This window comes from Streptomyces bobili (assembly GCF_002154575.1).
GTDB classification, from domain to species: Bacteria; Actinomycetota; Actinomycetes; order Streptomycetales; family Streptomycetaceae; genus Streptomyces; species Streptomyces bobili.
In genome coordinates, this window is sequence record NZ_MUBA01000085.1 from 44,995 (window position 1) to 69,411 (window position 24,417).

Below are 24,417 nucleotides of genomic sequence, written 5' to 3' on the forward strand. Positions count from 1 at the left end.
ACGGCGGGCTTCACTGCCCGTCGTGGCCGACGTAGCGGTGGCTCACCAGCCAGCCGTCCCCGTCGGCGACGAGGACGTCCTGGCACGAGGTGCTCAGCCGGATCACCGGAGCGGCGCCCGCCGCGGTCGAGACGACCAGGGCGTCGTAGGCCGTGCGTACCGAACCGTCCGGGAACCGCCAGGCGGCCGGCAGGCCCAGCCAGTGCCGGCGCACCGTGCCGGCGGGCGCCGCGGGCCGGCCGCGCACCGCCGCCGCGATCGCCGCCCGGCCGCGCACCGGCTCGGCGAACGAACTCTGGTCGAAGGTCCCGTCCTCGGTGAAGGTGTCCGCCCAGGCATCCCCCTCGCCCTCGTCGAGGAGGCGCATCTGCCCGGCGTAGAACCGCTGGACCGACGCGTACTCGGCCGGCGCCACCGGCTCCGTCCCGGCCCGCTCCTCCGCGTACTCCTTGGCGTGCCGCATGGTGATCGTGCTGTTGCCGCCGAGCGCGTCCCGGATGAAGGTGCGGGCGTCGGCGGTCGTCGCGGAGGCACCGAGGACCTTGGCGACGGCCGCCGCGTTGACGACCACGGTGTGCCGGGAGACGGCCACGCAGCCGGACGGGATCTCCCGCACCGACCACTCCCCGGTGTGCACGGACATCAGAGCCGGCGTCTGCAGCTGCTTGTACGTGATCCGCCCGTCGGGCAGGCAGATCCGCACCGACGCCGTGGTGTGCGTCGAACCGTCGGGGGTGCGGGTGTCCATCTCCAGGTGCTGGACGTCGGGCGTGTCCTCCTTCAGCAGCACCCGCGCGACGTGCGGCAGCCGTTCCTGCCACTGCCCCGCGTCGTGCAGGAAGTCCCGCACGTCCTGGGCCGGGGCGTCGATGCGCACCGAGTCCTCGAAGGTGTAGGGCGCCTCGTCGGTGCCGGCGCGCAGCGCGGCGGACTCCAGCGCGGCCAGCTCGGCCCCGCTGTTGCGCTCGATCGCCTCCAGGATCCAGCTGACGTTGCGTTCCAGGTCGTCGACGGCCCGGAAGTCGTGCAGCAGCCGGACCCGGCTGCCGCCGCCGGGGAGCGCCTCGACGATCCACTCCCCGCCCATCGCGGCGACGGGATCCTGGGAGACCTCCTGGCGGAACCGGATCCGCAGTCCCGCGCGGTCCAGGGTGCGCCGTGACGTCCAGGACTTGACCTCGCCGTTGGCGGTGGCCCAGATCCGCAGCCGTTCCTCCTCGCCCGACCGCTCCAGATACTCCACGTGCAGGCTCGGCGGAAAGACGTGCGGCCAGTCCTGCGCCCGCTCCACCAGGCCGAAGACGGCCTCCGGGGCGGCGGCCACGGTGATCGTGTGTTCCGTCGTGTGCACCTCGTGCGCCATGCTGATCCCCTCTGTCTGCCCGAGGCCGCGCACGGCCGGGCCCGCTGTCAGTAGTTGCCGAGCCCGCCGCAGACGTTCATCGCCTGGGCGGTGATCGACGCGGCCGTCGAGGAGAGCAGATAGCCGACGAGTCCGGCGACCTCGTCCGGCGTGGAGTAGCGGCCGAGGGGGATCTTCGCCTCGAACCTCTCCAGCACCTCGTCCTCGGTGATGTCCCAGGCGCCGGCGTATCCCTGGCGCACCCGCTCGGCCATCGGTGTCTCGACGTAACCCGGGCAGACCGCGTTGACGGTGATGCCCGTCTTCGCCAGCTCCAGGCCCAGGGCCTTGGTGAAGCCGACCACGCCGTGCTTCGACGCCGAGTAAGGCGCCCCCAGGGCCACGCCCTGCTTGCCGCCCGTCGAGGCGATGTTGACGATCCGGCCGGCGCCGCGCTCCAGCATCCCGCCGGTCGTCAGCACCTCGCGGGTCATCCGGAAGACGCTGTTGAGGTTGGTCTCGATCACGTCGAGCCACAACTCGTCGGGGATCTGCGCGGTGTGCCCGCCGCCGCTGCGGCCGGCGTTGTTCACCAGGACGTCGACGGGACCGAACCGGTCCCTGGCCTCCTGGACGAAGGTGCGTACCCGAGCGGTGTCGCGTACGTCGCAGGAGGTGCCGTCGACGTCGTGGCCCGCCTCGCGCAACTCCTTGACGGTGTGGGCGACACGGTCGCCGTCGCGGGCGCAGACGAAGACGCGCGCACCGCCTTCGGCCAGGCTCCTGGCCACGGCGAGACCGATCCCGCTGGTGGCACCCGTGACGATGGCGACGCGTTCTGCTGCTGGCGGCATGACGGCTCCTCAGCGGTCCTTGTGGTGCGGTGCCGGACGACTGCGAGGGTGTCAGCGGCCGCTTGAAATGCGCTCGACCCCCGGCCCGGCCCGCGCTCCATCGGCCTTCCACCCGCCTCCGAGACCAGGCCCGCAGCTTGGTACGAAACGAACGAACGCACGGTGTCAAGCGACGCCGGGTCACAACCGACCGGCCAATGAGGAGGCCATCGATGACGGATCATGAGCCAGGCACCGAGGGGGCCGACGCCGTCACCTTCGTGAACACCTTCACCGTGCACGCCGAACCCGAGGTGTTCGAGAAGGAGTTCGCGCGGACGTCGGAGTTCATGGCACGGCAGCCGGGTTTCGTCCGGCACACGCTCTGCCGGCACGCGGAACGGCCCGGCCAGTACGTCAACGTCGCCGAGTGGCGGGACCTCGCCTCGTTCCGCGCGGCCGTCGCGCACGACGGCTTCCGGCCGCACGCCGGCGCGCTGCGCGCCCTGAGCGAGAGCCGGCCGGAACTGTATCTGGTACGGCTGCGCCGCGAGGGCGCCCCGGGTCTCGACGGTCCGGCGTCCGAAGGGGAGGAGATATGACCGCCCGCCGGGTGGTGATCACCGGGCTGGGAGTGATCGCTCCGGGCGGCATCGGCACCAAGGCCTTCTGGGAACGCATCGTCTCCGGTGTCTCCGCGACCAGGACCATCACGGCCTTCGACGCCTCCGGGTTCCGCTCCCGGATGGCCGCGGAGTGCGACTTCGACGGCGTCCGCTCGGGCCTGACCGTCCGTGACACCGCACGGCTGGACCGTGCCACCCAGTTCGCGGTGGTCGCCGCGCGCGAGGCGCTCGCCGACAGCGGCATCGAGATCGACGAGAGGAACGCCCACCGCACCGGGGTCAGCCTCGGCTCCGCCGTGGGGTGCACCCAGAAGCTGGAGGAGGAGTACGTCGCGCGCAGTGACGGCGGGCAGCGGTGGCTGGTCGATCACGCCGCGGGTACCCCGTACCTGTACGACTACTTCGTGCCGAGTTCGATGGCGGCCGAAGTGGCGTGGGAGGCCGGCGCCGAGGGCCCCGCGGCGCTCGTCTCGGCGGGCTGCACCTCCGGTCTCGACTCCCTCGGGCACGCGCTCGACCTCATCAGGGAGGGCGCCGTCGACATCATGATCGCCGGTGGCAGCGACGCACCCATCGCACCCATCACCGTGGCCTGTTTCGACGCCATCAAGGCGACCTCGCCGCGCAACGACACCCCGGAGCACGCCTCGCGGCCCTTCGACAGGACCCGCAGCGGCTTCGTGCTCGGCGAGGGCGCGGCCGTACTCGTCCTGGAGGAGCGGGAGTCGGCCCTGCGGCGCGGAGCACAGATCTACGCCGAGATCGCGGGCTACGCCGGGCGGGCCAACGCCCACCACATGACCGGACTGCGCCCCGACGGACTGGAGATGTCCGCCGCCATCACCGGCGCCCTCGACGACGCCCGCATCGACCGCGAAGCCGTCGGTTACGTCAACGCGCACGGCACGGCCACCCGGCAGAACGACATCCACGAGACGGCCGCGATCAAGCACAGCCTGGGCGAGCACGCCCGCCGGGTCCCGGTCAGCTCCATCAAGGCGGTCATCGGTCACTCGCTGGGCGCCGTCGGCTCCATCGAGGCCGTCGCCTCCGCCCTGGTGATCCGGCACGGAGTGGTGCCGCCCACGGCGGGACTGCACGAGCCCGATCCCCAGCTCGACCTCGACTACGTCCCGCTGACCGCGCGCGATCAGGCCACCGACACCGTGCTGACGGTGGGCAGCGGCTTCGGCGGATTCCAGAGCGCGATGGTGCTCACCAGCGCCGAAGGGGGCCGCTCATGAGCGCCGCGACCGTGGTCACCGGAATCGGTGTGCTCGCGCCCAACGGGATCGGGGCGGAGGAGTTCTGGGCGGCCACCCTGCGCGCCGAGAGCGGCATCGGCCGCATCACCCGCTTCGAGCCCGCCTCGTATCCCTCCCGGCTGGCCGGCGAGGTCACCGGGTTCTCGGCACGCGAGCACCTCCCGAGCCGGCTCGTGCCGCAGACCGACCGCACCACGCAGTTCGCCCTGACGGGCTCCGAGTGGGCACTGCGGGACTCCGGACTGTCCGCCGACAGCCTGCCGGCGGGCGAGCGCGGGGTCGTCACCGCCAGCGCCTCCGGCGGGTTCGAGTTCGGCCAGCGCGAACTGGGCCATCTGTGGGGCAAGGACCCCCGGCACGTCAGCGCGTACATGTCCTTCGCCTGGTTCTACGCGGTCAACTCCGGCCAGATCTCCATCCGGCACGATCTGCGCGGCCCCACCGGAGTGCTCGTCACCGACCAGGCGGGCGGTCTCGACGCGGTGGCACAGGCCAGACGCCGGATCCGCAAGGGCACTCCGGTCATGCTGTCCGGCGGCATGGACGCCTCGCTGTGCCCCTACGGGCTCGCGGCGCAGATCTCCGCCGGAATGCTCAGCGAGAGCGACGACCCGGCCCGCGCCTACCGGCCGTTCGACCCGGCGGCCGACGGCCATGTGCCGGGCGAGGGCGGGGCGATCCTGACCCTGGAGGACGGGGAACGGGCACGGGCGCGCGGGGCACGCAGCCACGGGGAGATCAGCGGGTACGCCGCCACCTTCGACCCCCGTCCCGGCTCGGGCCGGCCCGCCAACCTGGACCGGGCGATCCGGGGCGCGCTGGCCGACGCCGGGCTGAGCCCGCGGGACATCGCCTTCGTCCTCGCGGACGGCGCCGGTGAACCGGAACCCGACCGGGCCGAGGCGCGGGCGCTCACCGACGTCTTCGGTCCCCGGGGCGTACCCGTGACGGTCCCCAAGAGCATGACGGGGCGTCTCTACGCGGGCGCCGCCCCGCTCGATCTCGTCACCGCCCTGTTCGCGCTGCGCGACGGCGTCGTCCCGCCGACGGTCCACGTCGACGGACCGGACCCCGCCTACGACATCGACCTGGTGACCGGCTCCGCCCGGCCCGTCCGCGGAGACGCGGCGCTGGTCCTGGCCCGGGGACGCGGCGGCTTCAACAGCGCCATGGTCGTACGCCGCCCGTCGGCGGCCTGAGCCGTCATCCCGGCGGCCTGAGCCGTCACTCCTGGCGCCCCGAGCCGTCACCCCAAAGGCGGCCGAGGCCGCCGCCATCCGTTCACCCGGCCGGCCAGTCGGCGGCCGGCCCCCACCCGCGGCCCGTACGGCCGCCTTTGGAGACGTCATGTCCGCTTTCACGGTAGAAGAGCTTTTCCAGATCATGCGCGAGTGCGCGGGCGAGGAGGAGGCCGTCGATCTGGCCGACGCCGCGGAGCAGGAGTTCGCCCTGCTCGGCTACGACTCTCTCGCGCTCATGGAGGCGATCAGCAGGGTGGAGCGGGGCCTCGGCATCGCCCTGCCCGAGGAGACGGTGGGCGAGGTGCTGACGCCCGCCGCGTTCGTCGACGTCGTCAACGCCGAACTGGCCCGCAGCGCGCCCGTGGTGGAGGCCGCCGGATGACCGAGGAGCACCTCGACCCCGCGAGCGGCGCTCCCCTCGTACAGGCCCCCGCGCAGGACATCCGGATCGCGGGGTGCGGCGTCTGGCTGCCGCCCCGCGCGCCTGTCGCGCAGGCGGTGGCGGCCGGGCTGTGCGACGAGGCGCTGGCCACGGCCACCGCCATGGTCTCGGTGGCCGTGGCGCAGGACGAGCCGGCCCCCGAGATGGCGGCGAGGGCGGCCAGGACCGCCCTCGCGCGCGGCGGCTCCGACGACGTGTCGCTGATCCTGCACGCCAGCTTCTTCTACCAGGGGCACGACCTGTGGGCGCCCGCCTCCTACGTCCAGCGCGTCGCCGTCGGCAACCACTGCCCCGCGATCGAGGTCGGCCAGGTGTCCAACGGCGGCATGGCCGCGCTCGGCCTCGCCGTCGACCACCTGAGCGCCGGGCGGCGGGCCGGGGCGGCGGGCCGGCGCGTCCTGGTGACGACCGGTGACGCCTTCCGCCCGCCCGGCTTCGACCGCTGGCGCAGCGATCCGGGCACCTTCTACGGGGACGGGGGCACCGCGCTGGTGCTGTCCTCGCAGGAGGGGTTCGCCAGGATCCGAGGACTGGCCACCGTCTCCGCGCCCGAGCTGGAGGGGATGCACCGCGGTGACGACCCCTTCGGGAGCGCACCGTTCAGCCACCGTCCCGTCGTCGACCTGGAAGCCTGTAAGAAGGACTTCCTCACCTCCCGCCGGGTGACCCAGGTGATCGCCGCGAGCGCGGCCGCGCAGGACGCCGCCCTCGGCCGGGCCCTCGCGGCGGCCGGGGCCGAGCTGGCCGACATCGACCGCTTCGTCCTTCCCCACATGGGCCGCAAGCGATTGCGGGCCGGGTTCCTCAACCGCCTCGGGATCGGGGAGGACCGCACCACCTGGGAGTGGAGCCGCGGTGTCGGGCACCTGGGGGCCGGTGACCAGATCGCCGGCTTCGACCATCTCGTCGGCTCCGGGAGCGTCGGCCCCGGCGACATGGTCCTGTGGATGAGCGTGGGCGCCGGGTTCACCTACTCCTGCGCGGTCGTCGAGATGCTGGAACGGCCCGGCTGGGCCGCTACGGCGGGTACGGCGGGTGCCGCGTGACCGGCGCCGCACAGGCCCTGCCGGTCGCCCTGCTGCTGCCGGGCCAGGGCTCCCAGCACCGGCGGATGGCCGCGGGGCTCTACGGGCACGAGCCGGTGTTCACCGAGGCCATGGACGAGTTCTTCGACGCGGCGGGCCCCGAGGGCGGTCCGCTGCGCGACGACTGGCTGGCCGAACGGCCCGCCACGGACATCGATCACGTCACCCGCTCACAGCCGCTGCTCTTCGCCGTGGACCACGCGCTGGGGCGGCTGGTGCTGGGTTGGGGGGTGCGCCCGGCGGCGCTCCTCGGGCACAGCATCGGAGAGCTGGCGGCGGCCACACTGGCCGGGGTGTTCGCTCCGCGGGACGCCGCCGGCCTGGTGCTCGACCGGATACGGCGGCTGTCGGCGGCTCCGCCGGGCGGCATGCTCGCGGTGGCCGCGTCCACGGCGGAAGTGGCCCCGTACCTGAGGGGAGACGTCGTGGTCGGCGCGGTCAACGCCCCGCGGCAGACCGTGCTCGCCGGACCCGACGGCCCGCTGGACGAGGTGGACCGCGCCCTGCGGGAGGCCGGGTTCGTCTGCCGCCGGGTGCCGTCGCTGAGCGCCTTCCACAGTCCGGTGCTCGAACCCGCCTGCCGGGGGGCCGCCGCGGTCTTCGCAGCGGCCCGCAAAAACCCGCCGGCCGTGCCGGTCCACTCCGCCTACACCGCCGCCCCGCTGACGGAGTCCGACATCGGCGACCCCGCCTTCTGGGCGCGACAGCCGGTGGCACCGGTGCTGTTCTGGCCCGCTCTGGAGGGACTGCTGGCCACCGGCGACCATCTGCTGGTGGAGGTGGGGCCGGGACAGGGGCTGTCCCAGCTGGTCCGCCGGCACCCGGCTGTGCGCCGGGGCAGCAGCGCCGTGGTGTCGCTGCTCCCGGCGCGGCCGGGGCCGCCGGAGGCGGACCGCGCCGCGGTGGCCGCCGCCGCGGAGCGGATCACGGCGGCGGGGTGGCCGGCCGCCCCCGCGAGCGGGGACCGCGGCCGGCCGTCACGGCGGGCCGCGGCCGGCTGACCCGCGGAAGAAGAGGTGACGTCCCGTCCCCGTGAACCGCCCGGGGGCGGGACGTCAGTTCCCCACGGTCGCGGTGACGTACCGCACGGGGGTGTCGATGGTGAGCGGGCCGTCCCCGTCCCGCATCGCGTCGAGCGAGGTGATCAGCCGCTCCCGCAGCTGCTGCCGTTTGTCCTGCGCCAGGTGGTTCCAGAGCAGGCGCATCCCCTGGGTGTGCGACCAGTCCACCCAGGCCAGGCCCGATTCGGCCACCAGCGTGACGGGTTCGTCGACGACCGTCACCTCCTGGAAGCCGCACCGCTCCAGCGTGCGGGTGAGGTCCCGCGGGTCCGCGAGCCAGCTGTTGAAGCGCTGCTGGAGCTGTTCGGGCTGCCACTGCGGCGGCAGGTCCAGCAGCAGCTCGCGCGGGATCAGTTCGGTGAACACGGGGGGCAGGAAGGGGAAGGTGTCGTCGCTGAACACCGGGCTGGTGAAGGCGAGTCGGCCCCCGGGGGAGAGCAGCGGCGCGTAACGGGCCAGCGCCGTGGGGGCGTCGGGCAGGAAGATGACGCTGTAGCTGCCCAGGACCACGTCGAAGGAGTGCGGCGCGAAGTCGGGGTGTTCCCCGTCCATCACCCGCAGTTCCACCATGGCGGCGTCGCGCAGCGCCGCCTCCTTCGTGGCCTCCTCGATCATCGCCTCGGCGACGTCGATGCCCACGACACGGCCCTCGGGCCCCACGCGTTCGGCTGCCGGGAAGACGCAGGCGCCCCGCCCGCAGCCGACGTCGAGGACCCGGGCGCCGACGGCAGGTGCCGCGCGTTCCACCAGACGTCGGCCCATCGGGGTGAAGAATTCCACGCCGAGCCGGTCGTAGGTCGCCGCGGCGCTGTTGAAGGCCGCCGCCACTTCGGATTTGTAGGTGGACGTGTCCACTGGCTCTCCCGCTCTCTCGGTGGATTTTCCACTTTTCCCCTCCGCTCTCGGGCGCGGGTGGAGTGCTCTTGGAGTGCCGCTGGAATGCGGCTGGACAAAACCAAAAGGAGCCCCTGGAGGGCCTGTCGGCTCTTGTTCGCGGTCGTGCCGTCTCCTAAGAATTGGTTCCGGCACGGTAGTGACCGATTCAGAAGGAGCAGGCGTGAGTGAGCAGATAGCGGCCGTTCGGCGCATGGTCGAGGCGTACAACACCGGGAAAACGGATGATGTGGCCGACTACATCCATCCGGAATACATGAATCCGGGAACCCTGGAATTCACCTCGCTGCGCGGCCCGGAACTTTTCGCGATCAATGTCGCGTGGGTCAAGAAGACGTTCTCCGAGGAGGCGCGTCTGGAGGAGGTCGGCATCGAGGAGCGGGCCGACTGGGTGCGCGCCCGGCTGGTGCTCTACGGCCGGCACGTCGGTGAGATGGTCGGCATGGCGCCGACCGGACGGCTGTTCTCCGGCGAGCAGATCCACCTCCTGCACTTCGTCGACGGGAAGATCCACCACCACCGCGACTGGCCCGACTACCAGGGCACCTACCGCCAGCTCGGCGAGCCGTGGCCGGAGACCGAGCACCGCCGTCCCTGAGGCGGCTTCGACGGCGGGAGACGGCGGGAACGAGGGGGGCACGATGGAGTTCGGTGTTCTGGGACCGCTGTACGTGCGGGTGAACGGTGCGACCACCGCGCCGAGCGCCCCGAAACTGCGGAACGTGCTGGCGATGCTGCTCGTCCACGCGGGGCAGGTGGTGCCCGTGCCGTCGCTGGTGCGGGACCTGTGGGACGAGGACCCGCCGGTCAGCGGCCTGACCACGCTGCAGACGTACATCCTGAATCTGCGCAAGATGTTCTCCGCGGTCACCGGACTGACCACCGCGGAGGTGGCCCGCGACGTCCTGGTGACGCGGGCGGGCGGCTACGCGCTGGCCGCGGAGGCCGGCGTGCTCGACGTCCACCGCTACCAGCGTCTCGTGACCTCCGGCCGCGAGGCCCTGGCGCGCGGCGACGACGCGGCCGGGATACGGGACCTGAACGAGGCGCTGCTGCTGTGGCGGGGCCCCGCGCTGGCGGACGTACCGGCGGGGCGGGTGCTGGAGAGCAGGCGCCGGCAGCTGGAGGAGTCCCGGCTCGCCGCGTTCGAGTACCTGGTCGACGTGGAGCTGCGGCTCGGCATGTACCGCGAGGTGCTCGCCGAGCTGGCCGCCCTCACGGTGGAGAACCCGCTGCACGAGGGGCTGCACGGCCAGTACATGTGGGCCCTGCACCTCAGCGGGCGGCGGGCCCAGGCGTTGCAGGTCTTCCACCGGCTGCGGGGTGCGCTGGTGGCGGGCCTCGGCCTGGAGCCGGGTCCGCAGGTGCAGCGGCTGCACCAGGCGGTGCTGAACGCGGACACCGCCTTCGAACCCCGCTTCACCGTGCGCCGGCCCGCGGTCGCCGCGCCGGCCACGGCCTTCGGGGGCGGACGGTCGTACTGACGGGCGTGACCACACGTGATTGCGCTGCTCGATCAGGCGTGGCTAGGGTGCCCACTAGCTAAATTTGATTAGTTCGGGAGGGGTCATGCCGGAGAAGGACCAGTCGCAGCCGACGGAACAGCGGGACGAGGCGCCCCTGGACAGCCCCACGGGGTGGGTGGCGGCGCACATCCGCCGTTACGACCGCAGCGGCGGGAAGGAGGGGCAGAAGTGGTACGGGCTCGACACGCTGCTCCTGACCACCCGCGGCCGGAAATCGGGCCGGCTCCGCCGCACCGCGGTGATCTACGGCCGGGACGGCGGCAACATCATCGTCGTCGGATCGAACGGGGGAAAACCCGAGCACCCCTTGTGGTACCTCAACCTCGTCGCCTCGCCGGAGGCCCACGTCCAGATAGGTGAGGAACATCTCGATGTGCGGGCCCGCACGGCGACCGCCGAGGAGAAGCCGGATCTCTGGAAGCTGATGACGGGGCTCTTTCCCCAGTACAAGAGTTACCAGAAGAAGACCGACCGGGAAATTCCGGTGGTCATCCTGGAGCCCGTCGAGAAGTGATCACCACGACCCGGAACCGAGCCGGGGCCGAATGTTCGAAGAAAATTTACGGCAGGTAAAGAAAGGGTGTTTGTGTTGAACGAATTCACGCGCCGCGGATTCCTCGGCACCGCGGCAGCGGTCGGCGGAACCACCGTGGTGACCACGGCCCTGGGCGGAGCCCCGGCCGCCGAGGCGGCCGTCCCCGAAGCGGCGGACGGTGGCGCGTGCGGCGCGCGGACCTCGCTGGTGAAGGTGGACCGGGCGGACCGGCGCTACCAGGACCTGGTCACCAGGGGCTTCAACGGGCGCTTCCGCGGCCGGCCCGACGTCGTGTACGTCGTCCACACCGCGGACCAGGTCGTCGACGCGGTGAACCAGGCCGTGGCCGCGGGCCGGCGGATCGCGGTGCGCAGCGGCGGGCACTGCTTCGAGGGCTTCGTGGACGATCCCGCCGTCCGGGCCGTCATCGACATGTCCCAGATGAGGCAGGTCTTCTACGACTCCGGCAAGCGGGCGTTCGCCGTGGAACCCGGAGCCACCCTCGGGGAGACCTACCGGGCCCTGTACCTCGACTGGGGCGTGACCATCCCGGCCGGCGTCTGCCCCCAGGTGGGAGTCGGCGGCCATGTCCTGGGCGGAGGCTACGGTCCGCTGTCCCGCCGGGACGGCGTGGTGGCCGACCATCTCCACGCGGTCGAGGTCGTCGTCGTGGACGCCTCGGGCCAGGCCCGCAAGGTCGTGGCCACGAGCGCCGCGGACGACCCCAACCGCGAGCTGTGGTGGGCCCACACCGGCGGCGGCGGAGGCAACTTCGGGATCGTCACCCGGTACTGGTTCCGCACGCCCGGCGCCACCGGCACCGACCCGTCCGCACTCCTGCCCAAGGCCCCCACGTCCACCCTGCGGCACATCGTGACCTGGGACTGGTCCGCTCTCACCGAGGAGGCGTTCACCCGGATCATCGACAACCACGGGGCCTGGCACCAGCGCAACAGCGCCGCCGGCACCCCGTACGCCAGCATGCACAGCGTCTTCTACCTCAACAGCCGTGCGGCCGGGCAGATCCTGCTGGACATCCAGACCGACGGCGGCCTGGACGGCGCCGAGACCCTGCTGAACGACTTCGTGGCCGCGGTCAACGAGGGCACCGGTGTCGAGCCCGCCGTGCAGCGGACCACGGAGCCGTGGCTGCGCGCCACGCTGGCCAACAAGTTCGACACCGGCGGCTTCGACCGGACCAAGTCCAAGGGCGCGTATCTGCGCAAGCCCTGGACCGCCGCCCAGGCCGCCACGCTCTACCGCCATCTGAGCGCCGACTCCCAGGTCTGGGGAGAGGTCTCGCTCTACTCCTACGGAGGCAAGGTCAACTCCGTGCCGGAGACGGCCACCGCCACGGCCCAGCGCGACTCCATCATCAAGGTGTGGATGTCGGCGACCTGGATGGATCCCGCCCACGACGACGCCAACCTCGCCTGGATCCGGGAGATCTACCGCGAGATCTTCGCCACCACCGGCGGTGTTCCGGTGCCCGACGACCGCACGGAGGGCACCTTCATCAACTATCCCGACGTCGACCTGGCCGACCCGCGGTGGAACACCTCGGGCGTCCCCTGGTACACGCTCTACTACAAGGGGAACTACCCGCGCCTGCAGAGGGTCAAGGCGCGCTGGGATCCGCGGGACGTCTTCCGGCACGCGTTGTCGGTGCGCCCGCCCGGCTGACCGGTCGCCGAAGGGGCGGTGGCCGCGTCCCGCGGCCACCGCCCCTTGCGCGTGGGCGTGCTCAGTCCCGCGCGGCCGGCCGCGCGCGCTCCGCGAGGAACAGTCCCCGGCCCGACTGGATGCCGCCGACATAGGTGACACGCAGACCCGCCCGCGCGAACGCCTCCTCGTACTGGGCCCGGGTGAACAGGGTGAGGGCGTGCCGCTCCGCGAAGTGCCGTACGCCGCTTCCCGGTTCGGCCACCACGTAGTGCACGGACATGTGCGAGGTGTGCCCCTCGCGTTCCGTGTACGAGACGCGGGTCATCGTCCTCCTCCCCACGGTCACCGTGTCCCCGGACACGTGGTGTTCCAGGGAGGTCTCCAGGAACCACCACGGATCGACCGCCACGACACCGTCCGCCGTCAGGTGCTCCGCGAACGACCGCAGCGCCGACGTCAGTTCCGCGGTGTCCTTCAGATAGGCGATCGAGCCGAACATGCAGGTGATCACGTCGTACGAGCGCCCCAGGGCGAGGTCGCGCATGTCACCGCTGTGCAGGACGGCGGCGGGTACCGCGGTGCGGGCCATCGACAGCATGGCGTCGGACAGCTCCAGCCCCTCCACCTTGTCGAAGTGCCCGGCGAAGTGCCGCAGATGGGCGCCGGTGCCGCAGGCGACGTCCAGCAGCGAGGCGGCCTGCGGATTGCGGGACCGCGCGAGTCCGGCGACCGTGGCGGCCTCCGCCCGGTAGTCCTTTCCGCGTGACTCGTGGAGCAGCTCGTAGATCTCGGCCATTCCGGGTCCGTACATGGGGGTTCGCTCCTTCAGCCGGCGGTGCCGAAACTGTCGACGTGGTCCGCGGCCCAGTGGGCGAAGGTGCGTGCCTCCCGGCCCGTGACCTTCCGCACGACATCCGTGACCGGACCGGGGGTGACTGCGGACTCCGCCAGGTAGTCGAGGACCATCTCGACGACCGGGGGCGGCATGGAGCCGCTCATCGCGGCCCGCCCGGCGTCGCGGCTCAGCTCCTCGAAGCGGATCTCCCGGCCGAGCGTGCGGGCCAGCACGGCGACCTGTTCGATCTGGGTCAGGGCCCGGGGGCCGGTCACCTCGTAGCTCGCGCCCTCATGACCGTCCTCCAACAGCGCGGCCACCGCCACCGCGGCGACGTCCGCCTCGTGGACGAGTGCGCGGGCGGCCCTGCCGTACGGGGCGCGCACCACGCTCTCCGTCCGGATGGAGTGACCCCACTTCCACAGCACGTTGACGGCGAACTCGTCCGGGCGTACGAAGGTCCACGCCACCCCGCTGTCCTCGACCGCCCGCTCGACCGTCCGGTGGTGCCGGGCGCTGTGATTGGCCTCGTCGTCGCTGAGCACCGAACTGGACGACAGGACGACGATGTGCCGGACCCCCGCCTTGCGGGCCAGCGTGGCGACCTCGTGGGCGGTCTCGGGGACCGGGAAGAGGTACATCCGCTCGACGTCCTCCAGGGCGGCGGCCAGGGTCTCCGGCCGTTCCAGGTCACCCTGGACGACTTCGACGCCGGCCGGCAGCGAGGCCGCCGCGGGTGACCGGGTGAGCGCCCTGACCCGGTGCCCGGAGGCCGCCAGACCTTCCGTCACATGGCGGCCGACGGTGCCCGTGGCGCCGGTCAACAGGATGTTCAAGACTCCTCCTCGGCGAGTGGAACGGTGCCCCCGGCGGTCCGCCGGGGCAGTGGCTCCCGGGCAAGGCTGGCGGGCGGGACTAGAGGAACCCGTGAGCCCGGATGGATCCGGGCACGCTCCGGCGGCTCCAGGGGGAATGGACGGTTCCTGTAGCCGTTCTCAGGCGGGGGACGGGCAGGCTGGCGTGACATCATCCGCGAGACTGCGAGGAGACGCCATGTCAATGGCCGAGCGCAAGGCGCTGTGTCTGGAAATGGTCGCCGCCTGGAACCGGTGGGACCTGAGCGGGATCATCAAGCACTGGTCGCCGGACATCGTGCACTACTCCGAGGACAACGAGGTGAGTTCCGCCGACATGGTGAAGCTCATGGAGGGCGGGCTGAAGGCGTTCCCCGATCTCCAGCTCGAAGTGAAGAGCATCATGGCCGAGGAGGACCGGGTCGCGCTGCGGATCACCGTGACCGCCACCCACCAGGGCGAGTTCATGGGCGTACAGCCCACCGGACAGCGGGTCAGCTGGCACCTGGTGGAGGAACTGCGCTTCGTCGACGGCAAGGTCGTGGAGCACTGGGACGTCATCAACATGCGCCCCCTCCTGGTCCACCTCGGCAAGCTGCCGGACGTCCCGAAGGTCGCCCTGGAGGCGAGCGCCTGACCCGCCACCGCACCGGCCGGCTCGTCCGCCGCCGCGTCGCGGGAGCGAAGGGGGTGCGGGGCGAGTCGTCCCCGCGCCCCGCTTCCGCGTTCCGGCGGCTCACTATGCTGACGCCGGACAGGCGGCAGGCAGCGGAACGCCGCACAGGACGGAACGGAGTGACGATGTCGGCGACGCGATTACTGGTCCTCGGGGTGGTGCGCGGCTTCGGCAGGACGCACGGATACCGCGTACGTGCCGAGCTGCTGTCCTGGGGGATCGACGACTGGGCCAACGTCAAGCCCGGCTCGATCTACCACGCGCTGCGACAGCTGGCGAAGGACGGCCTGCTGGAGGCCAGCGAGATCATGGACTGGCCGGGGCGGGTGGACTACAGCGTGACCCCCGAGGGGGACGAGGAGTTCTTCCGGCTGCTCGTCGACGCCCTGGAGCGGCCCGAACGCCGCGACGACACGCTCAGGGCCGGCCTCGCGCTGATGCCCGCCCTCTCCCGTGACCGTGCCGTCGCCGCCCTGTCGAGGCGCCTGGGCGTCCTGGAGGCACAGCGCGCGGTGCTGCGCGAGGAATCCGGGACGGCGCGGGCCGAAGGGCTGCCCCCGCAGCTGGCCGAACTGTGGAGGATGCGCATGCGGTACGCCGACCTCGGCGTCGAGTGGACCCGTGACCTGCTGGAACGGGTGAGTTCAGGGGAGTACGAACTGGCGGGGGAGGACCGCGACCCCTTGGGGGCACCGGGCTCCCGGCATGCGCTCGGTGCTCCGTCGGCGCACTGACAGGCCTTCATTTGTGCCACTAATCAAACTTGCATAGTGGGTCGCCGGTGCTCTAGCTTGAGCAGTGGTCAAATTTGATTACTGACCCTGAGTGCCGTTCGTTCCCGCCCTTCCACCCTCAGGGGTCCGCTCCGTGCGCCGACCGTGGCGCGAGGGCCCTCGTGGCGCATCAGGACCGAGGAGTCACAGATTGAGTTCGCAATCCACCCTTGCCATCGAGACATCGGGTCTCGTCAAGAGCTTCGGTGAGACCCGCGCCGTCGACGGCGTCGACCTCGCCATCCCCCAGGGCGTCGTGTACGGCGTGCTGGGACCCAACGGCGCCGGCAAGACGACGACGATCCGGATGCTGGCCACCCTGCTCACCCCCGACGGCGGCACCGCCAAGGTGCTCGGGCACGACGTCGTCAGGGAGGCCGAGGCGGTACGCAGCCGGGTCAGCCTCACCGGCCAGTTCGCCTCCATCGACGAGGATCTCACCGCCACAGAGAACCTGACGCTGCTGGCCCGCCTGCTGGGCTTCTCCCGCTCACAGGCCGCGGAGCGCTCCGAGGAACTGCTCGCGGCGTTCGACCTGACCAAGGCGGCCGGGCGGCAGTCCAAGACCTTCTCCGGCGGCATGCGCCGGCGGCTCGACATCGCCGCCAGCCTCGTCGTCACCCCCGACCTGCTCTTCCTGGACGAGCCGACCACCGGCCTCGACCCGCGCAGCCGCGGCCAGGTGTGGGACAGCGTGCGGGCCATGGTGGCACTGGGCACCACGATCCTGCTCACCACCCAGTACCTCGACGAGGCCGACCAACTGGCCGACCGGATCGCCGTCATCGACCACGGCCGGGTCATCGCCGAGGGCACCACCGGCGAGTTGAAGGCATCGGTGGGCACGGGAGCCCTGCACGTCCGGCTCGTGAACGCCGAAAGCCGCCCCGAGGCCTCCCAGTTGCTCACCCGGGCACTGGCGGCCCCGGTCTTCCAGGAGTCCGATCCGTTCGCGCTCTCCGTGCGCACGGACGACTCCGAACGGGTCGCCAAGGCCCTCACCGAACTCGCCCACTCCGAGATCGCCGTCGCCGACTTCGCGTTCGGCCGGCCCAGTCTCGACGAGGTCTTCCTGGCCCTGACCGGGCGCCCCGCACAGGAGGACACCGACACCCAGGAGGACGCCGCATGACCCTCACCTCCGAGACGGCCGCGATCCCCGGCGCGCACACCGACGCCCTGCGCAAGGCCCTCACCAGCCAGATCCGCCCCTCCCGCCCCAACCCGCTGACCGCCGTACGGGTCTCGGCCTGGCGGACGATGCGGAAGATGAAGCACTACGGCGTGGCCGTGCTGTTCGACGTCACGCTGATGCCGATCATCTTCCTGCTGACCTTCACCTACCTCTTCGGCGGCGCGTTCGCCGGATCGACGAAGGAGTACCTCCAGTACTTCCTGCCGGGCGTCCTCGTCCAGACGGTCGTCATGCCCACGGTCTACACCGGCACCGCGCTCAACATGGACATCACCAAGGGCATCTACGACCGCTTCCGCACGCTGCCGTTCTGGCAGCCGGCCACCATCGTGGGCAGCCTCCTCGGTGACGTCGTCCGCTACGTACTGGCCCTCACCACGACGATGAGCGTCGGCCTCGCCCTGGGCTTCCGCCCCGACGGCGGGGTGGGTGGCGTCCTCGCCGCGATGCTCCTGCTGCTGGTCTTCGCCCTGAGCGTCAGCTGGATCTTCGCCGCCCTCGGCGTGGTCGCCAAGGCACCCGAGACGGTGTCCGGCACCAGCATGCTGGTGATGTTCCCCCTCGTCTTCACGAGCAACATCTTCGTGGAGCCCGACACCATGCCCGGCTGGATGGAGGCGATCGTCGAGATCAACCCGGTCAGCGACGCCGCCACCGCAGTACGCGGACTGGTCCACGGCAACGCGAGCGGCGCCGACATCGGCTCGGTCCTGCTGGCCTGCGCGATCATCACGGCGATCTTCGCCCCGCTGACGATGTACCTGTACCGCGCCAAGAGCCGCGGCTAGCCCTTCGGGGCCCCACGACGAGCCACGGCAGCCAGGACCGGTCGTCATCCCCCGCCGGCCGCCCCTGAGCTGCCGTGGCTCCCGGCCGTACGGCCGGGGATATAGGCCAGGAACCGGCCTCGATCCCCGCTACCGTCCTCGTATGAGGAAGACGAGGACGACGTCCACCGCCCCGGCCCCGCTGCTCGGCCCCCGCGCCCTCAACCGGGCCACCCTCGACCGCCAACTCCTCCTGAGCCGGTCCGCGCTGTCGGCCAAGGCCGCGGTGGAGCACCTCCTCGGTCTCCAGGCCCAGAACGTGAAACCGCCGTACTTCGCTCTCGCCGCCCGTCTCGACGGCTTCGCGCCGGAGCAGCTGTCGGCGCTCATGGCCGACCGCGAGGCCGTCCGCATCGTGACCATGCGCTCGACCATCCACACGCACACCGCGGACGACTGCCTGACGCTGAGGCCGCTGGTGCAGCCCGCCCGCGACCGGGAGCTGACGATCTTCCGCAAAGGGCTGCAGGGAGTCGACCTCGACCGGCTGGCCGCCCTCGCCCGTGACCTCGTGGAGGCCGAGCCGCGCACCATGAATCAGTTGCGGGAAGTGCTGTCCGACGAGTGGCCCGACGCCGATCCGCAGGCCCTCGCGATCGCCGCCCGCTGCAAGCTCCCGCTGGTCCAGATCACCCCGCGCGGGCTGTGGGGCAGGAGCGGGCAGGTCGTGCTCACCACCGCCGAACACTGGCTGGGCCGCCCCGCGGAGCCGGCCCCGGCACCCGACGCCGTCGCCCTGCGCTACCTCGCCGCCTTCGGCCCGGCCTCCGTCAAGGACATGCAGACCTGGTCCGGACTGACCCGGCTGCGCGAGGTCTTCGAACGCCTGCGCCCGCGGCTCGTCACCTTCCGCGACGAGAACGGCGTCGAGCTCTTCGACCTGCCCGACGCCCCGCGCCCGGACCCGGACACCCCGGCCCCGCCGCGTTTCCTGCCCGAGTTCGACAACCTGCTGCTCTCCCACGCCGACCGCGCCCGGGTCGTCCCGCCCGAGCACCACGGCCGTTCCTGGCAGGGCAACCAGGCCTACCGCACACTCCTCGTCGACGGTTTCCTCGCCGGGGTGTGGAAGCTGGAGGCGGACGCCCTCGTCGTCGAGCCGTTCACCCCGCTCGGCAGGCAACGGCAACAGGAGGTGACGGGCGAGGGGGAGCGGCTGCTGAAGGCGATGTACGGGGAGGCGGCGTCGTACGACATCCGTTTCGGCGCGGTGCTCCGGTAGGGCCGGGGCGGCCGGGGGCCGTACGAGGACGTGGAGAGGGGGCGCTGCGGGCCGCTCGTGGAGGCTCGCAGCGCCCCCCGGTCTTTCACCTGAGGGGTGCTCAGGGGTTCTTCGGGGTCACGCGGTGAGTACGGACTACGAGTTCACCTGCGCGGTCACGAGGCTGGAGAAGGTGGTCAGCCGGGTGTAGACACCCGGGTAACCGGCTTCCGCGCAGCCCTCGCCCCATGAAGTGATACCTGCCAGGACGCCCCCGATGAGCAGGGGACCGCCGCTGTCGCCCTGGCAGGTGTCTACGCCGCCGGATGTGTATCCGGCGCAGACCATGTCGCTCGCGACGAAGTCGGAGCCGTAGCTGCTCGCACAGCTGGAGTTGGAAACGATCGGCACGGTCGCGGTGCGCAGCTGGTTGGAGGAGCTGCCGCTCGCGGAGGTCGTGCCCCAGCCGAGCACCCGGGCGGTGGTGCCGGCCGCGTACAGGCTGGTCTGGGAGGAGGTGACGTACGACGCCTTGGTGTAGGGCATCGACGTCGACAGGGTCAGTACGGCCACGTCGTCGCCGTTGGTGGCGTCGGTGTAGTCCGGGTTGATCCAGATCTTGCTGACCCGGCTGACCGTGCCGTTGGTGCCGTTGAGGTAGGTACGGCCGCCGACGACCCGCACGCTGCTGGTCGTCTCACCGACCATGCAGTGTGCGGCGGTGACCACCTTGGTCGCCGACACGAGCGTGCCGCCGCAGAACTGGTTCTGCGAGGCGTCCGTGATCTGCATCATGAACGGGTACGCGGTCGTCGTGGTCGTGCTGCCGCCGACGATCGGCTGGGGGGCTGCCACAGCGTTGGGGGCGCTGAGCAGTGCGGTCGCGACCGCTGCGGCCGAGGCCGCGACGAGAGCCGCGGCCTTCCTGGCGCGGGTGATCCCGAACATCGATCTCCTTGCTGAGGGAGTTGCCGGTGGGGGGTCGCGCGGGTGTGGGGGGAATGCACGGGAGTCGCGGGACCGACCCCCGTGTGCCCGGCGAGCGGCACGTCCCTTACGCTAGAACCGGGTGCCCCTCGACCCCAATGAGGGACTCCCCTAAGGGAGTTGGGGAGGGAAAACCCTCGGTCGATCCGGGAACCGGCGCTCCCGGAATCCCGTCCGCCCTGCCATCTCGTCGCGTCGGTGAGCCCACGCGTCGGTGAACCCGCGCAGTCGGTGAACCCGCGCAGTCAGTGAACCCGCGTGGTCCTCACTTCGCGTGGCGTCCCGCCGCCAGCCGGACGATGTCCACCCGCGAGCGGATCCCCAGCTTGCGGTAGACCCGGGTCAGGGTCGCCTCCACCGTCTTGACACTGATGAACAGGCGCGCGGCTATCTCCCGGTTGGTGGCGCCCTCCATCACCAGCGCGGCCACCTGACGCTCCATCGACGCCAGCCCCTCCAGCGCGTCGAACGCGGGAACCGGCGCCGGCACGGCGGCCGTTGCGGCCGTACCGGCCGACTCCTGCGCGCCGGCCGCCTCGACCTGCCGCAGCCACGGCAGCGCCCGGCACCGCCGGAACAACCGCGCCGCCTCGTCGTACGACGTCGGACCCGGCCGCCGGGTGCGCAGCCGGGCCATGGCGAACGCCGCCCGCGCCTCCTCCAGCCCGTACCCCAGCTTGGCGAACCGGTCCTGAACCGACGTCAGCCGGACCAGCGCACCCTCCTGGTCGCCCTGCGCGGCCCGCACCAGCGCCTCCGCCCGGTCCAGCACCGCCAGGATGCTCTCCCGGCCCAGCCGGAGCGCGTGCGCGCGCGTGACGTCGATGAGTTCCTGCGCCTCGCCCGGCTCGCCCACCCGGACCAGCGCCTCGGCGAGGTCGCCCTGCCAGCGGCCGCGGGCCGGGTCGTTGATGCCGAGACCCACCTCCAGCTCCCGCACCCGGCGCAGCGAGGCCACCGCTCCCGCGGCGTCCCCGGCGACCGACTGGGCGTGGCCCAGCGCGGCCAGGGCCCGCGACAGATACATCTGGTCGCCGTCCTCCTCGGCGCGCCCGGTGGCCTCGCGGGCCAGCTCCAGGGCCCGGCCCACCTCACCGCCGGACGCCTCGGCGAGGGAGGTGAGCATCGCGGAGGCGCCCAGGCCGATACCCGAGTCGCGGGCCAGCCGCAGGCTCTCGCGGGCCAGGTCCAGGGCGCGCCCGCAGTGCCCGGAGCGCAGCTCCGTCTCGGCGAGGAAACGCTGGAAGTGCACCTCGCTCTCGACCATGCCGCGCCGGCGCGCCTCGCGCAGCAACGCCGTGATCGTCGAGCGGGCCTCGGGCAGCTGATCGCTCATCAGCAGCCAGCGGAACCTGGCCATGCCCGTCCCGTTGTGATGGCACGCCACATACGGGTCCTGAGGCTCCTTCAGCGCCCGCTTGATCGTCGCGGGCGCGTCCGGGTGGCCCATCAGCGTCTCCGTCGAGGCCTGGAGGGCCAGCGCCATCAGCTCGTTGCGCCGGTCACCGCCGCGCGCGGCCAGCTCCGCGGCGTGCGCGGCCTGTTCGCGGGCCTCCGCGAAGTCGCCCTGGACGACCAGCCCGCGCCAGGCCAGCTGGTAGTGGACCTGCGCGAGCAGCACGGGGTCGTCGCCCGCGTCGGCGAGCACCTGTGGGTAGACGGCGTCGACGTCGCCGAGCGCCTGCCCGGCCGCCTCGATCACCACCATCCAGGCCCGCACCCGCTCGGCGGGCGCCGTCGCCCGGGTCAGCACCTCGTGGGCGATGTCGCGGGCGAGGTCCACCTCGCCCGCGATGATCGCGTCCTCGGCGGCCTCCAGCCGCCGCTCGTCCGGGGCCGGCCCGTCGTCCGCGGCGCTGTGCCGGGCCGGCGTGTGCCGGGCGGCGAGCAGCCCGAGCGAGGCGGCCACCGAGGGCGCGCCCCGGTCCCGGGCCAGCGCGGCGGCCTCGGCGAGCCGGGCGGCCACCTGCGGATCGGTCCCGGTGGTCGACAGCGCGAGATGTCGGGCCCGCTCGATCGGATCGGACGCCGCCGTGGACAGCGCGGTGTGTGCGGCCCGCCGCTCCTGCGCCGGCGCCTCCGCGTACAGCGCCGCCGAGATCAACGGATGCGCGAACCGTACGGCCGGCCCCTCGGGCTCCGTCGCCAGCAGCCCCAGCGCCGCCGCCTGGGCGGTCTCGGCCTCGGCGTTCTCCCGGCCGGCCGCGTGCAGCAGCGCCAGCGTGGGACGGGCGCCCGCGCTGGCCACGAGCAGGGTGCGGCGGGCCTCGCCGGACAGCATGTCGAGGCGGCTCAGCACCAGGGCGCGCAGCGAGGTCGGCACCGGCAGCGGCTCGCCGGGACGCGGCGGGGTCGGGTTCTCACCGAGGGCACGGCCCAGCTCCAGGGCGAACAAGGGGTTGCCGCCGCTGGTGCGGTGGATCTCGCGGACCGTGGAACGGGGCAGGTCCGTGTAGCCCCGGTGGTCGAGCAGCGCGGACACCTGGGCGGGGGAGAGCGGGTTCAGGCGGACGGCGAGGGTGTCGGGCGGGGACGCGCGTAGATGGCGGTCGTACTCCTGGCCCTCGGTCCGGACCGCGCACAGCAGTTGCACGGGGGTGTCGCCCAGGCGGCGGGCGGCGAAGCCGAGGAGTTCGGCGCTGGCCGAGTCGAGCCACTGCATGTCGTCGGCGACGAGCAGGACCGGCTTCACGGCGGCGAGGGCGCGCAGCGCGGACAGCACGGCCAGGCGCAGGGCGAGGCCGTCGCGCTGCAGAGTCGATTCGCCGCGGCCGGTCAGCGCCGACTCCAGGGCGGTGCGCTGGGCGGAGGGCAGCTTGTCGGCCACCTCGTCGAGGACCAGGCCGAACAGATCGGCCAGGGCCAGGAAGGGCAGGTGGCTTTCGGACTCGGTCGCCGAGCAGCGCAGGACGGTGCGGGCCGCGTCGCCGTAATCCGCGGCCAATGCCCGCAGCACGGTCGATTTTCCTATTCCGGCCGGGCCGTGCAGCAGCACGCTGCCGCCGCGCGTGAGCTGCTCATGGGCGGACGTGAACAGTTCGTCCCTGCCGATGACCAGGTCGGGGCGGCATCTGGCAGGCTCCTTGAAGTCCCGTCGCACGGTCACCGCTCCCTCCGAGTGTCGTGTCCGGACCGAATTCTAGGCAACGTCTCTTTGAAATCCGGAAGGACGGCGTCGTGAGGGAGATAACAACTGGGGCATACAGAAATTCATCGAGGTGACGTTTGAATGGACACTCATCGTCCCGGAGCCTCCCTGGCTTGATCCGTACGCTCCCTCACGGCCGGTGCCGCAGCTCGTGCTCCCGCCCGTCTCCCGCCCGTCTCCCACCGTCGGCACGGTGCGCTGTGACGGTAACCGCTTCCGATGTCGGTCGACGTCCAGCAACCGTTTCCTGCGGCAGCAGCCGGTTCCTGAGGAGCCGGTTCCTGTGGGAGCAACCTAGCCGCCCGGCGCCGGGCCGGACCCCGGAGCGAGCAGCCTGCCCCACGGCAGCAACCTTCCCCTACCGCGGCACCACAGGGCTACGGCAGCGACGGTCCCTTCGACAGGCGCCCTGCCGTACGACGGCAACCCGTTCCCACGGCAGCAGCCCTGCCCCGCTCGCGCCAACCCATTCCTGTGGCACACCACGGACCCCGGCGGCGCCCCGTTCCTACGGCAGCAATCCCGCCCTCCGGGCCGCGACCACCGCCTCCCCCCGGGTGTGGGCGCCCAGCTTCCGCATCGCCGATCCGAGGTATCCCTTGACCGTCTCCGGGCGCAGTCCCAGCCGCTCGGCCGCCGCCGCGTTGGTCGCGCCCGCCGCCACGCACGCCAGCACGTCCAGCTCACGGGGTGCCAGGGCGACGGCCGGCGGCGGCGTGCCCCGCGTGAGCAGCCCGCAGGCCTGGAGCAGCTCCGCGCGCAGCAGCGGGTCGGCGATGCGTGGGGCGAGGGCGCGCAGGGCCGCGTGGGCTTCCCGCACCTGCTCCCAGCCGGCCCCCGACCCGGCCCCCGATCCGGCCGCAGCCCCGGTCCGCGGCTCCGGGCGGGCCGCCGCCAGCAGGCCCCGGGCCTCGTCCTCGACGGCCAGCGTCTGCTCGATGTCCCGCGCCACGTCGACGGCCGCGTTCAGCGTGCGGTCGCCCAGCGGCTGGGCCGTGCGGAGGGCGCCGTACAGGACGCCGCGCACCCCGCGGCGTACCACGACGGGGATCGCGAGGACCGAGCGCAGGCCTTCCGCGGCGACCGCGGTGTCGTACTCGTGGCTGATCTGCCGGGAGAGGGAGTAGTCGGTCACCGCGCACGGCCGGGCCAGTGCCACCGCTTTCCCGCCGAGACCGTTGCCCGAGGTCACCGCGAGGCCGCGCAGCGCCGGTGTGGCCGCGCCGTTCAGTTCGCTGATGCGCATCCGCCGGCGCCCCGGCTCGACGAGACCGCCGAAGGCGACCGGCAGCCCCGTCGCCCGCCGCAGCCGCGCCAGCGCACCGCGCATCTCCATCGCCCCGGCCGTGTCCGCTGCTGTCACCTGCCCGCCCTTCTTCGCGGCCCCATCGCCGCGGTGACCCCCG

Annotated in this window: 23 protein-coding genes; 15 read left to right on the forward strand and 8 right to left on the reverse strand. The window is 72.3% G+C overall.

The window, feature by feature from the left end; all coding sequences use genetic code 11:
- Positions 1-10: 10 nt before the first annotated feature.
- Positions 11-1,363, reverse strand: coding sequence for an SRPBCC family protein (locus BZL64_RS08225; RefSeq protein ID WP_086767579.1), 1,353 nt, complete (start codon positions 1,361-1,363; stop codon positions 11-13).
- A gap of 47 nt (positions 1,364-1,410) precedes the next feature.
- Complete coding sequence (locus tag BZL64_RS08230) at positions 1,411-2,196, reverse strand: SDR family NAD(P)-dependent oxidoreductase (protein WP_086767581.1); 786 nt, start codon at positions 2,194-2,196, stop codon at positions 1,411-1,413.
- Between the two features lie 212 nt (positions 2,197-2,408).
- On the opposite strand from BZL64_RS08230, the gene BZL64_RS08235 reads away from it, so the two are divergent.
- The 6 genes from BZL64_RS08235 (at position 2,409) to BZL64_RS08260 (ending at position 7,835) form a co-directional block, all read left to right on the forward strand.
- The gene (locus BZL64_RS08235) at positions 2,409-2,777 is read left to right on the forward strand and encodes an antibiotic biosynthesis monooxygenase family protein (protein ID WP_086767583.1); all 369 of its coding nucleotides are present in this window, start codon (positions 2,409-2,411) and stop codon (positions 2,775-2,777) included.
- Positions 2,774-4,045 carry a beta-ketoacyl-[acyl-carrier-protein] synthase family protein gene (locus tag BZL64_RS08240; RefSeq protein ID WP_086767586.1) on the forward strand — a complete coding sequence of 424 codons (1,272 nt, stop codon included), beginning with the start codon at positions 2,774-2,776 and terminating at the stop codon, positions 4,043-4,045. Before BZL64_RS08235 ends, BZL64_RS08240 begins: the two co-directional genes overlap by 4 nt.
- The gene (locus BZL64_RS08245; protein ID WP_086767588.1) at positions 4,042-5,265 is read left to right on the forward strand and encodes a ketosynthase chain-length factor; all 1,224 of its coding nucleotides are present in this window, start codon (positions 4,042-4,044) and stop codon (positions 5,263-5,265) included. The genes BZL64_RS08240 and BZL64_RS08245 overlap by 4 nt, the downstream gene beginning before the upstream one ends.
- Before the next feature lie 148 nt (positions 5,266-5,413).
- Positions 5,414-5,689: an acyl carrier protein gene (locus BZL64_RS08250; protein WP_086767590.1), complete on the forward strand. Its 276-nt coding sequence runs from the start codon at positions 5,414-5,416 to the stop codon at positions 5,687-5,689.
- Positions 5,686-6,795: a ketoacyl-ACP synthase III family protein gene (locus tag BZL64_RS08255; RefSeq protein ID WP_086767592.1), complete on the forward strand. Its 1,110-nt coding sequence runs from the start codon at positions 5,686-5,688 to the stop codon at positions 6,793-6,795. Before BZL64_RS08250 ends, BZL64_RS08255 begins: the two co-directional genes overlap by 4 nt.
- Complete coding sequence (locus BZL64_RS08260; RefSeq protein WP_266464284.1) at positions 6,792-7,835, forward strand: acyltransferase domain-containing protein; 1,044 nt, start codon at positions 6,792-6,794, stop codon at positions 7,833-7,835. The genes BZL64_RS08255 and BZL64_RS08260 overlap by 4 nt, the downstream gene beginning before the upstream one ends.
- 54 nt (positions 7,836-7,889) lie before the next feature.
- On the opposite strand, the gene BZL64_RS08265 is transcribed toward BZL64_RS08260, so the two are convergent.
- Positions 7,890-8,750 carry a class I SAM-dependent methyltransferase gene (locus tag BZL64_RS08265; protein ID WP_086767594.1) on the reverse strand — a complete coding sequence of 287 codons (861 nt, stop codon included), beginning with the start codon at positions 8,748-8,750 and terminating at the stop codon, positions 7,890-7,892.
- Positions 8,751-8,952: 202 nt separating this feature from the next.
- Between BZL64_RS08265 and BZL64_RS08270 the strand changes: the two genes are divergently transcribed.
- From BZL64_RS08270 to BZL64_RS08285, 4 genes are all read left to right on the forward strand, one after another.
- Positions 8,953-9,387 (forward strand): ester cyclase, encoded by a 435-nt coding sequence (locus tag BZL64_RS08270; protein ID WP_107430233.1) that lies wholly within the window; start codon positions 8,953-8,955, stop codon positions 9,385-9,387.
- Between the two features lie 43 nt (positions 9,388-9,430).
- Positions 9,431-10,273, forward strand: a complete 843-nt coding sequence (locus tag BZL64_RS08275) for an AfsR/SARP family transcriptional regulator (RefSeq protein ID WP_086767598.1) — start codon at positions 9,431-9,433, stop codon at positions 10,271-10,273.
- Between the two features lie 85 nt (positions 10,274-10,358).
- Positions 10,359-10,829 (forward strand): nitroreductase family deazaflavin-dependent oxidoreductase, encoded by a 471-nt coding sequence (locus tag BZL64_RS08280; RefSeq protein WP_086767599.1) that lies wholly within the window; start codon positions 10,359-10,361, stop codon positions 10,827-10,829.
- 75 nt (positions 10,830-10,904) lie between these two features.
- On the forward strand, positions 10,905-12,533 hold the full coding sequence (locus tag BZL64_RS08285; protein ID WP_208639389.1) for an FAD-binding oxidoreductase: 1,629 nt from the start codon (positions 10,905-10,907) through the stop codon (positions 12,531-12,533).
- A 61-nt stretch (positions 12,534-12,594) separates the two neighbouring features.
- Here BZL64_RS08285 and BZL64_RS08290 read toward each other — a convergent pair whose 3' ends face one another.
- Both BZL64_RS08290 and BZL64_RS08295 read right to left on the reverse strand, forming a co-directional pair.
- Positions 12,595-13,326 (reverse strand): class I SAM-dependent DNA methyltransferase, encoded by a 732-nt coding sequence (locus tag BZL64_RS08290; RefSeq protein ID WP_086767601.1) that lies wholly within the window; start codon positions 13,324-13,326, stop codon positions 12,595-12,597.
- Positions 13,327-13,340: 14 nt separating this feature from the next.
- Positions 13,341-14,186: an NAD(P)H-binding protein gene (locus BZL64_RS08295; RefSeq protein ID WP_086767603.1), complete on the reverse strand. Its 846-nt coding sequence runs from the start codon at positions 14,184-14,186 to the stop codon at positions 13,341-13,343.
- A 223-nt stretch (positions 14,187-14,409) separates the two neighbouring features.
- On the opposite strand from BZL64_RS08295, the gene BZL64_RS08300 reads away from it, so the two are divergent.
- The 5 genes from BZL64_RS08300 (at position 14,410) to BZL64_RS08320 (ending at position 18,897) form a co-directional block, all read left to right on the forward strand.
- Complete coding sequence (locus BZL64_RS08300; protein WP_208639390.1) at positions 14,410-14,841, forward strand: ester cyclase; 432 nt, start codon at positions 14,410-14,412, stop codon at positions 14,839-14,841.
- A gap of 164 nt (positions 14,842-15,005) precedes the next feature.
- Positions 15,006-15,614, forward strand: coding sequence for a PadR family transcriptional regulator (locus BZL64_RS08305; RefSeq protein WP_086767639.1), 609 nt, complete (start codon positions 15,006-15,008; stop codon positions 15,612-15,614).
- A 190-nt stretch (positions 15,615-15,804) separates the two neighbouring features.
- The gene (locus BZL64_RS08310; protein WP_086767607.1) at positions 15,805-16,785 is read left to right on the forward strand and encodes an ATP-binding cassette domain-containing protein; all 981 of its coding nucleotides are present in this window, start codon (positions 15,805-15,807) and stop codon (positions 16,783-16,785) included.
- A complete protein-coding gene (locus tag BZL64_RS08315) occupies positions 16,782-17,636 on the forward strand; it encodes an ABC transporter permease (RefSeq protein ID WP_086767609.1) in 855 nt (284 codons plus the stop codon). The genes BZL64_RS08310 and BZL64_RS08315 overlap by 4 nt, the downstream gene beginning before the upstream one ends.
- A 142-nt stretch (positions 17,637-17,778) precedes the next feature.
- A complete protein-coding gene (locus BZL64_RS08320; RefSeq protein ID WP_086767611.1) occupies positions 17,779-18,897 on the forward strand; it encodes a winged helix DNA-binding domain-containing protein in 1,119 nt (372 codons plus the stop codon).
- A 135-nt stretch (positions 18,898-19,032) separates the two neighbouring features.
- Here BZL64_RS08320 and BZL64_RS08325 read toward each other — a convergent pair whose 3' ends face one another.
- The 3 genes from BZL64_RS08325 to BZL64_RS08335 form a co-directional block, all read right to left on the reverse strand.
- Positions 19,033-19,824 carry a S1 family peptidase gene (locus tag BZL64_RS08325; protein ID WP_086767613.1) on the reverse strand — a complete coding sequence of 264 codons (792 nt, stop codon included), beginning with the start codon at positions 19,822-19,824 and terminating at the stop codon, positions 19,033-19,035.
- 304 nt (positions 19,825-20,128) lie between these two features.
- Positions 20,129-22,969 carry a helix-turn-helix transcriptional regulator gene (locus tag BZL64_RS08330; RefSeq protein ID WP_086767615.1) on the reverse strand — a complete coding sequence of 947 codons (2,841 nt, stop codon included), beginning with the start codon at positions 22,967-22,969 and terminating at the stop codon, positions 20,129-20,131.
- A gap of 550 nt (positions 22,970-23,519) precedes the next feature.
- Positions 23,520-24,347, reverse strand: a complete 828-nt coding sequence (locus BZL64_RS08335) for a helix-turn-helix transcriptional regulator (RefSeq protein ID WP_086767617.1) — start codon at positions 24,345-24,347, stop codon at positions 23,520-23,522.
- Between the last annotated feature and the right edge of the window lie 70 nt (positions 24,348-24,417).

Bases quoted from the DNA above. Each gene is read 5' to 3' on its own strand.
- BZL64_RS08225 (WP_086767579.1), bottom strand. From the start codon at position 1,363: ATGGCGCACGAGGTGCACACGACGGAACACACGATCACCGTGGCCGCC.
- BZL64_RS08230 (WP_086767581.1), bottom strand. From the start codon at position 2,196: ATGCCGCCAGCAGCAGAACGCGTCGCCATCGTCACGGGTGCCACCAGC.
- BZL64_RS08235 (WP_086767583.1), top strand. From the start codon at position 2,409: ATGACGGATCATGAGCCAGGCACCGAGGGGGCCGACGCCGTCACCTTC.
- BZL64_RS08240 (WP_086767586.1), top strand. From the start codon at position 2,774: ATGACCGCCCGCCGGGTGGTGATCACCGGGCTGGGAGTGATCGCTCCG.
- BZL64_RS08245 (WP_086767588.1), top strand. From the start codon at position 4,042: ATGAGCGCCGCGACCGTGGTCACCGGAATCGGTGTGCTCGCGCCCAAC.
- BZL64_RS08250 (WP_086767590.1), top strand. From the start codon at position 5,414: ATGTCCGCTTTCACGGTAGAAGAGCTTTTCCAGATCATGCGCGAGTGC.
- BZL64_RS08255 (WP_086767592.1), top strand. From the start codon at position 5,686: ATGACCGAGGAGCACCTCGACCCCGCGAGCGGCGCTCCCCTCGTACAG.
- BZL64_RS08275 (WP_086767598.1), top strand. From the start codon at position 9,431: ATGGAGTTCGGTGTTCTGGGACCGCTGTACGTGCGGGTGAACGGTGCG.
- BZL64_RS08280 (WP_086767599.1), top strand. From the start codon at position 10,359: ATGCCGGAGAAGGACCAGTCGCAGCCGACGGAACAGCGGGACGAGGCG.
- BZL64_RS08290 (WP_086767601.1), bottom strand. From the start codon at position 13,326: ATGTACGGACCCGGAATGGCCGAGATCTACGAGCTGCTCCACGAGTCA.
- BZL64_RS08300 (WP_208639390.1), top strand. From the start codon at position 14,410: ATGGCCGAGCGCAAGGCGCTGTGTCTGGAAATGGTCGCCGCCTGGAAC.
- BZL64_RS08305 (WP_086767639.1), top strand. From the start codon at position 15,006: ATGTCGGCGACGCGATTACTGGTCCTCGGGGTGGTGCGCGGCTTCGGC.
- BZL64_RS08315 (WP_086767609.1), top strand. From the start codon at position 16,782: ATGACCCTCACCTCCGAGACGGCCGCGATCCCCGGCGCGCACACCGAC.
- BZL64_RS08320 (WP_086767611.1), top strand. From the start codon at position 17,779: ATGAGGAAGACGAGGACGACGTCCACCGCCCCGGCCCCGCTGCTCGGC.
- BZL64_RS08325 (WP_086767613.1), bottom strand. From the start codon at position 19,824: ATGTTCGGGATCACCCGCGCCAGGAAGGCCGCGGCTCTCGTCGCGGCC.
- BZL64_RS08335 (WP_086767617.1), bottom strand. From the start codon at position 24,347: ATGGAGATGCGCGGTGCGCTGGCGCGGCTGCGGCGGGCGACGGGGCTG.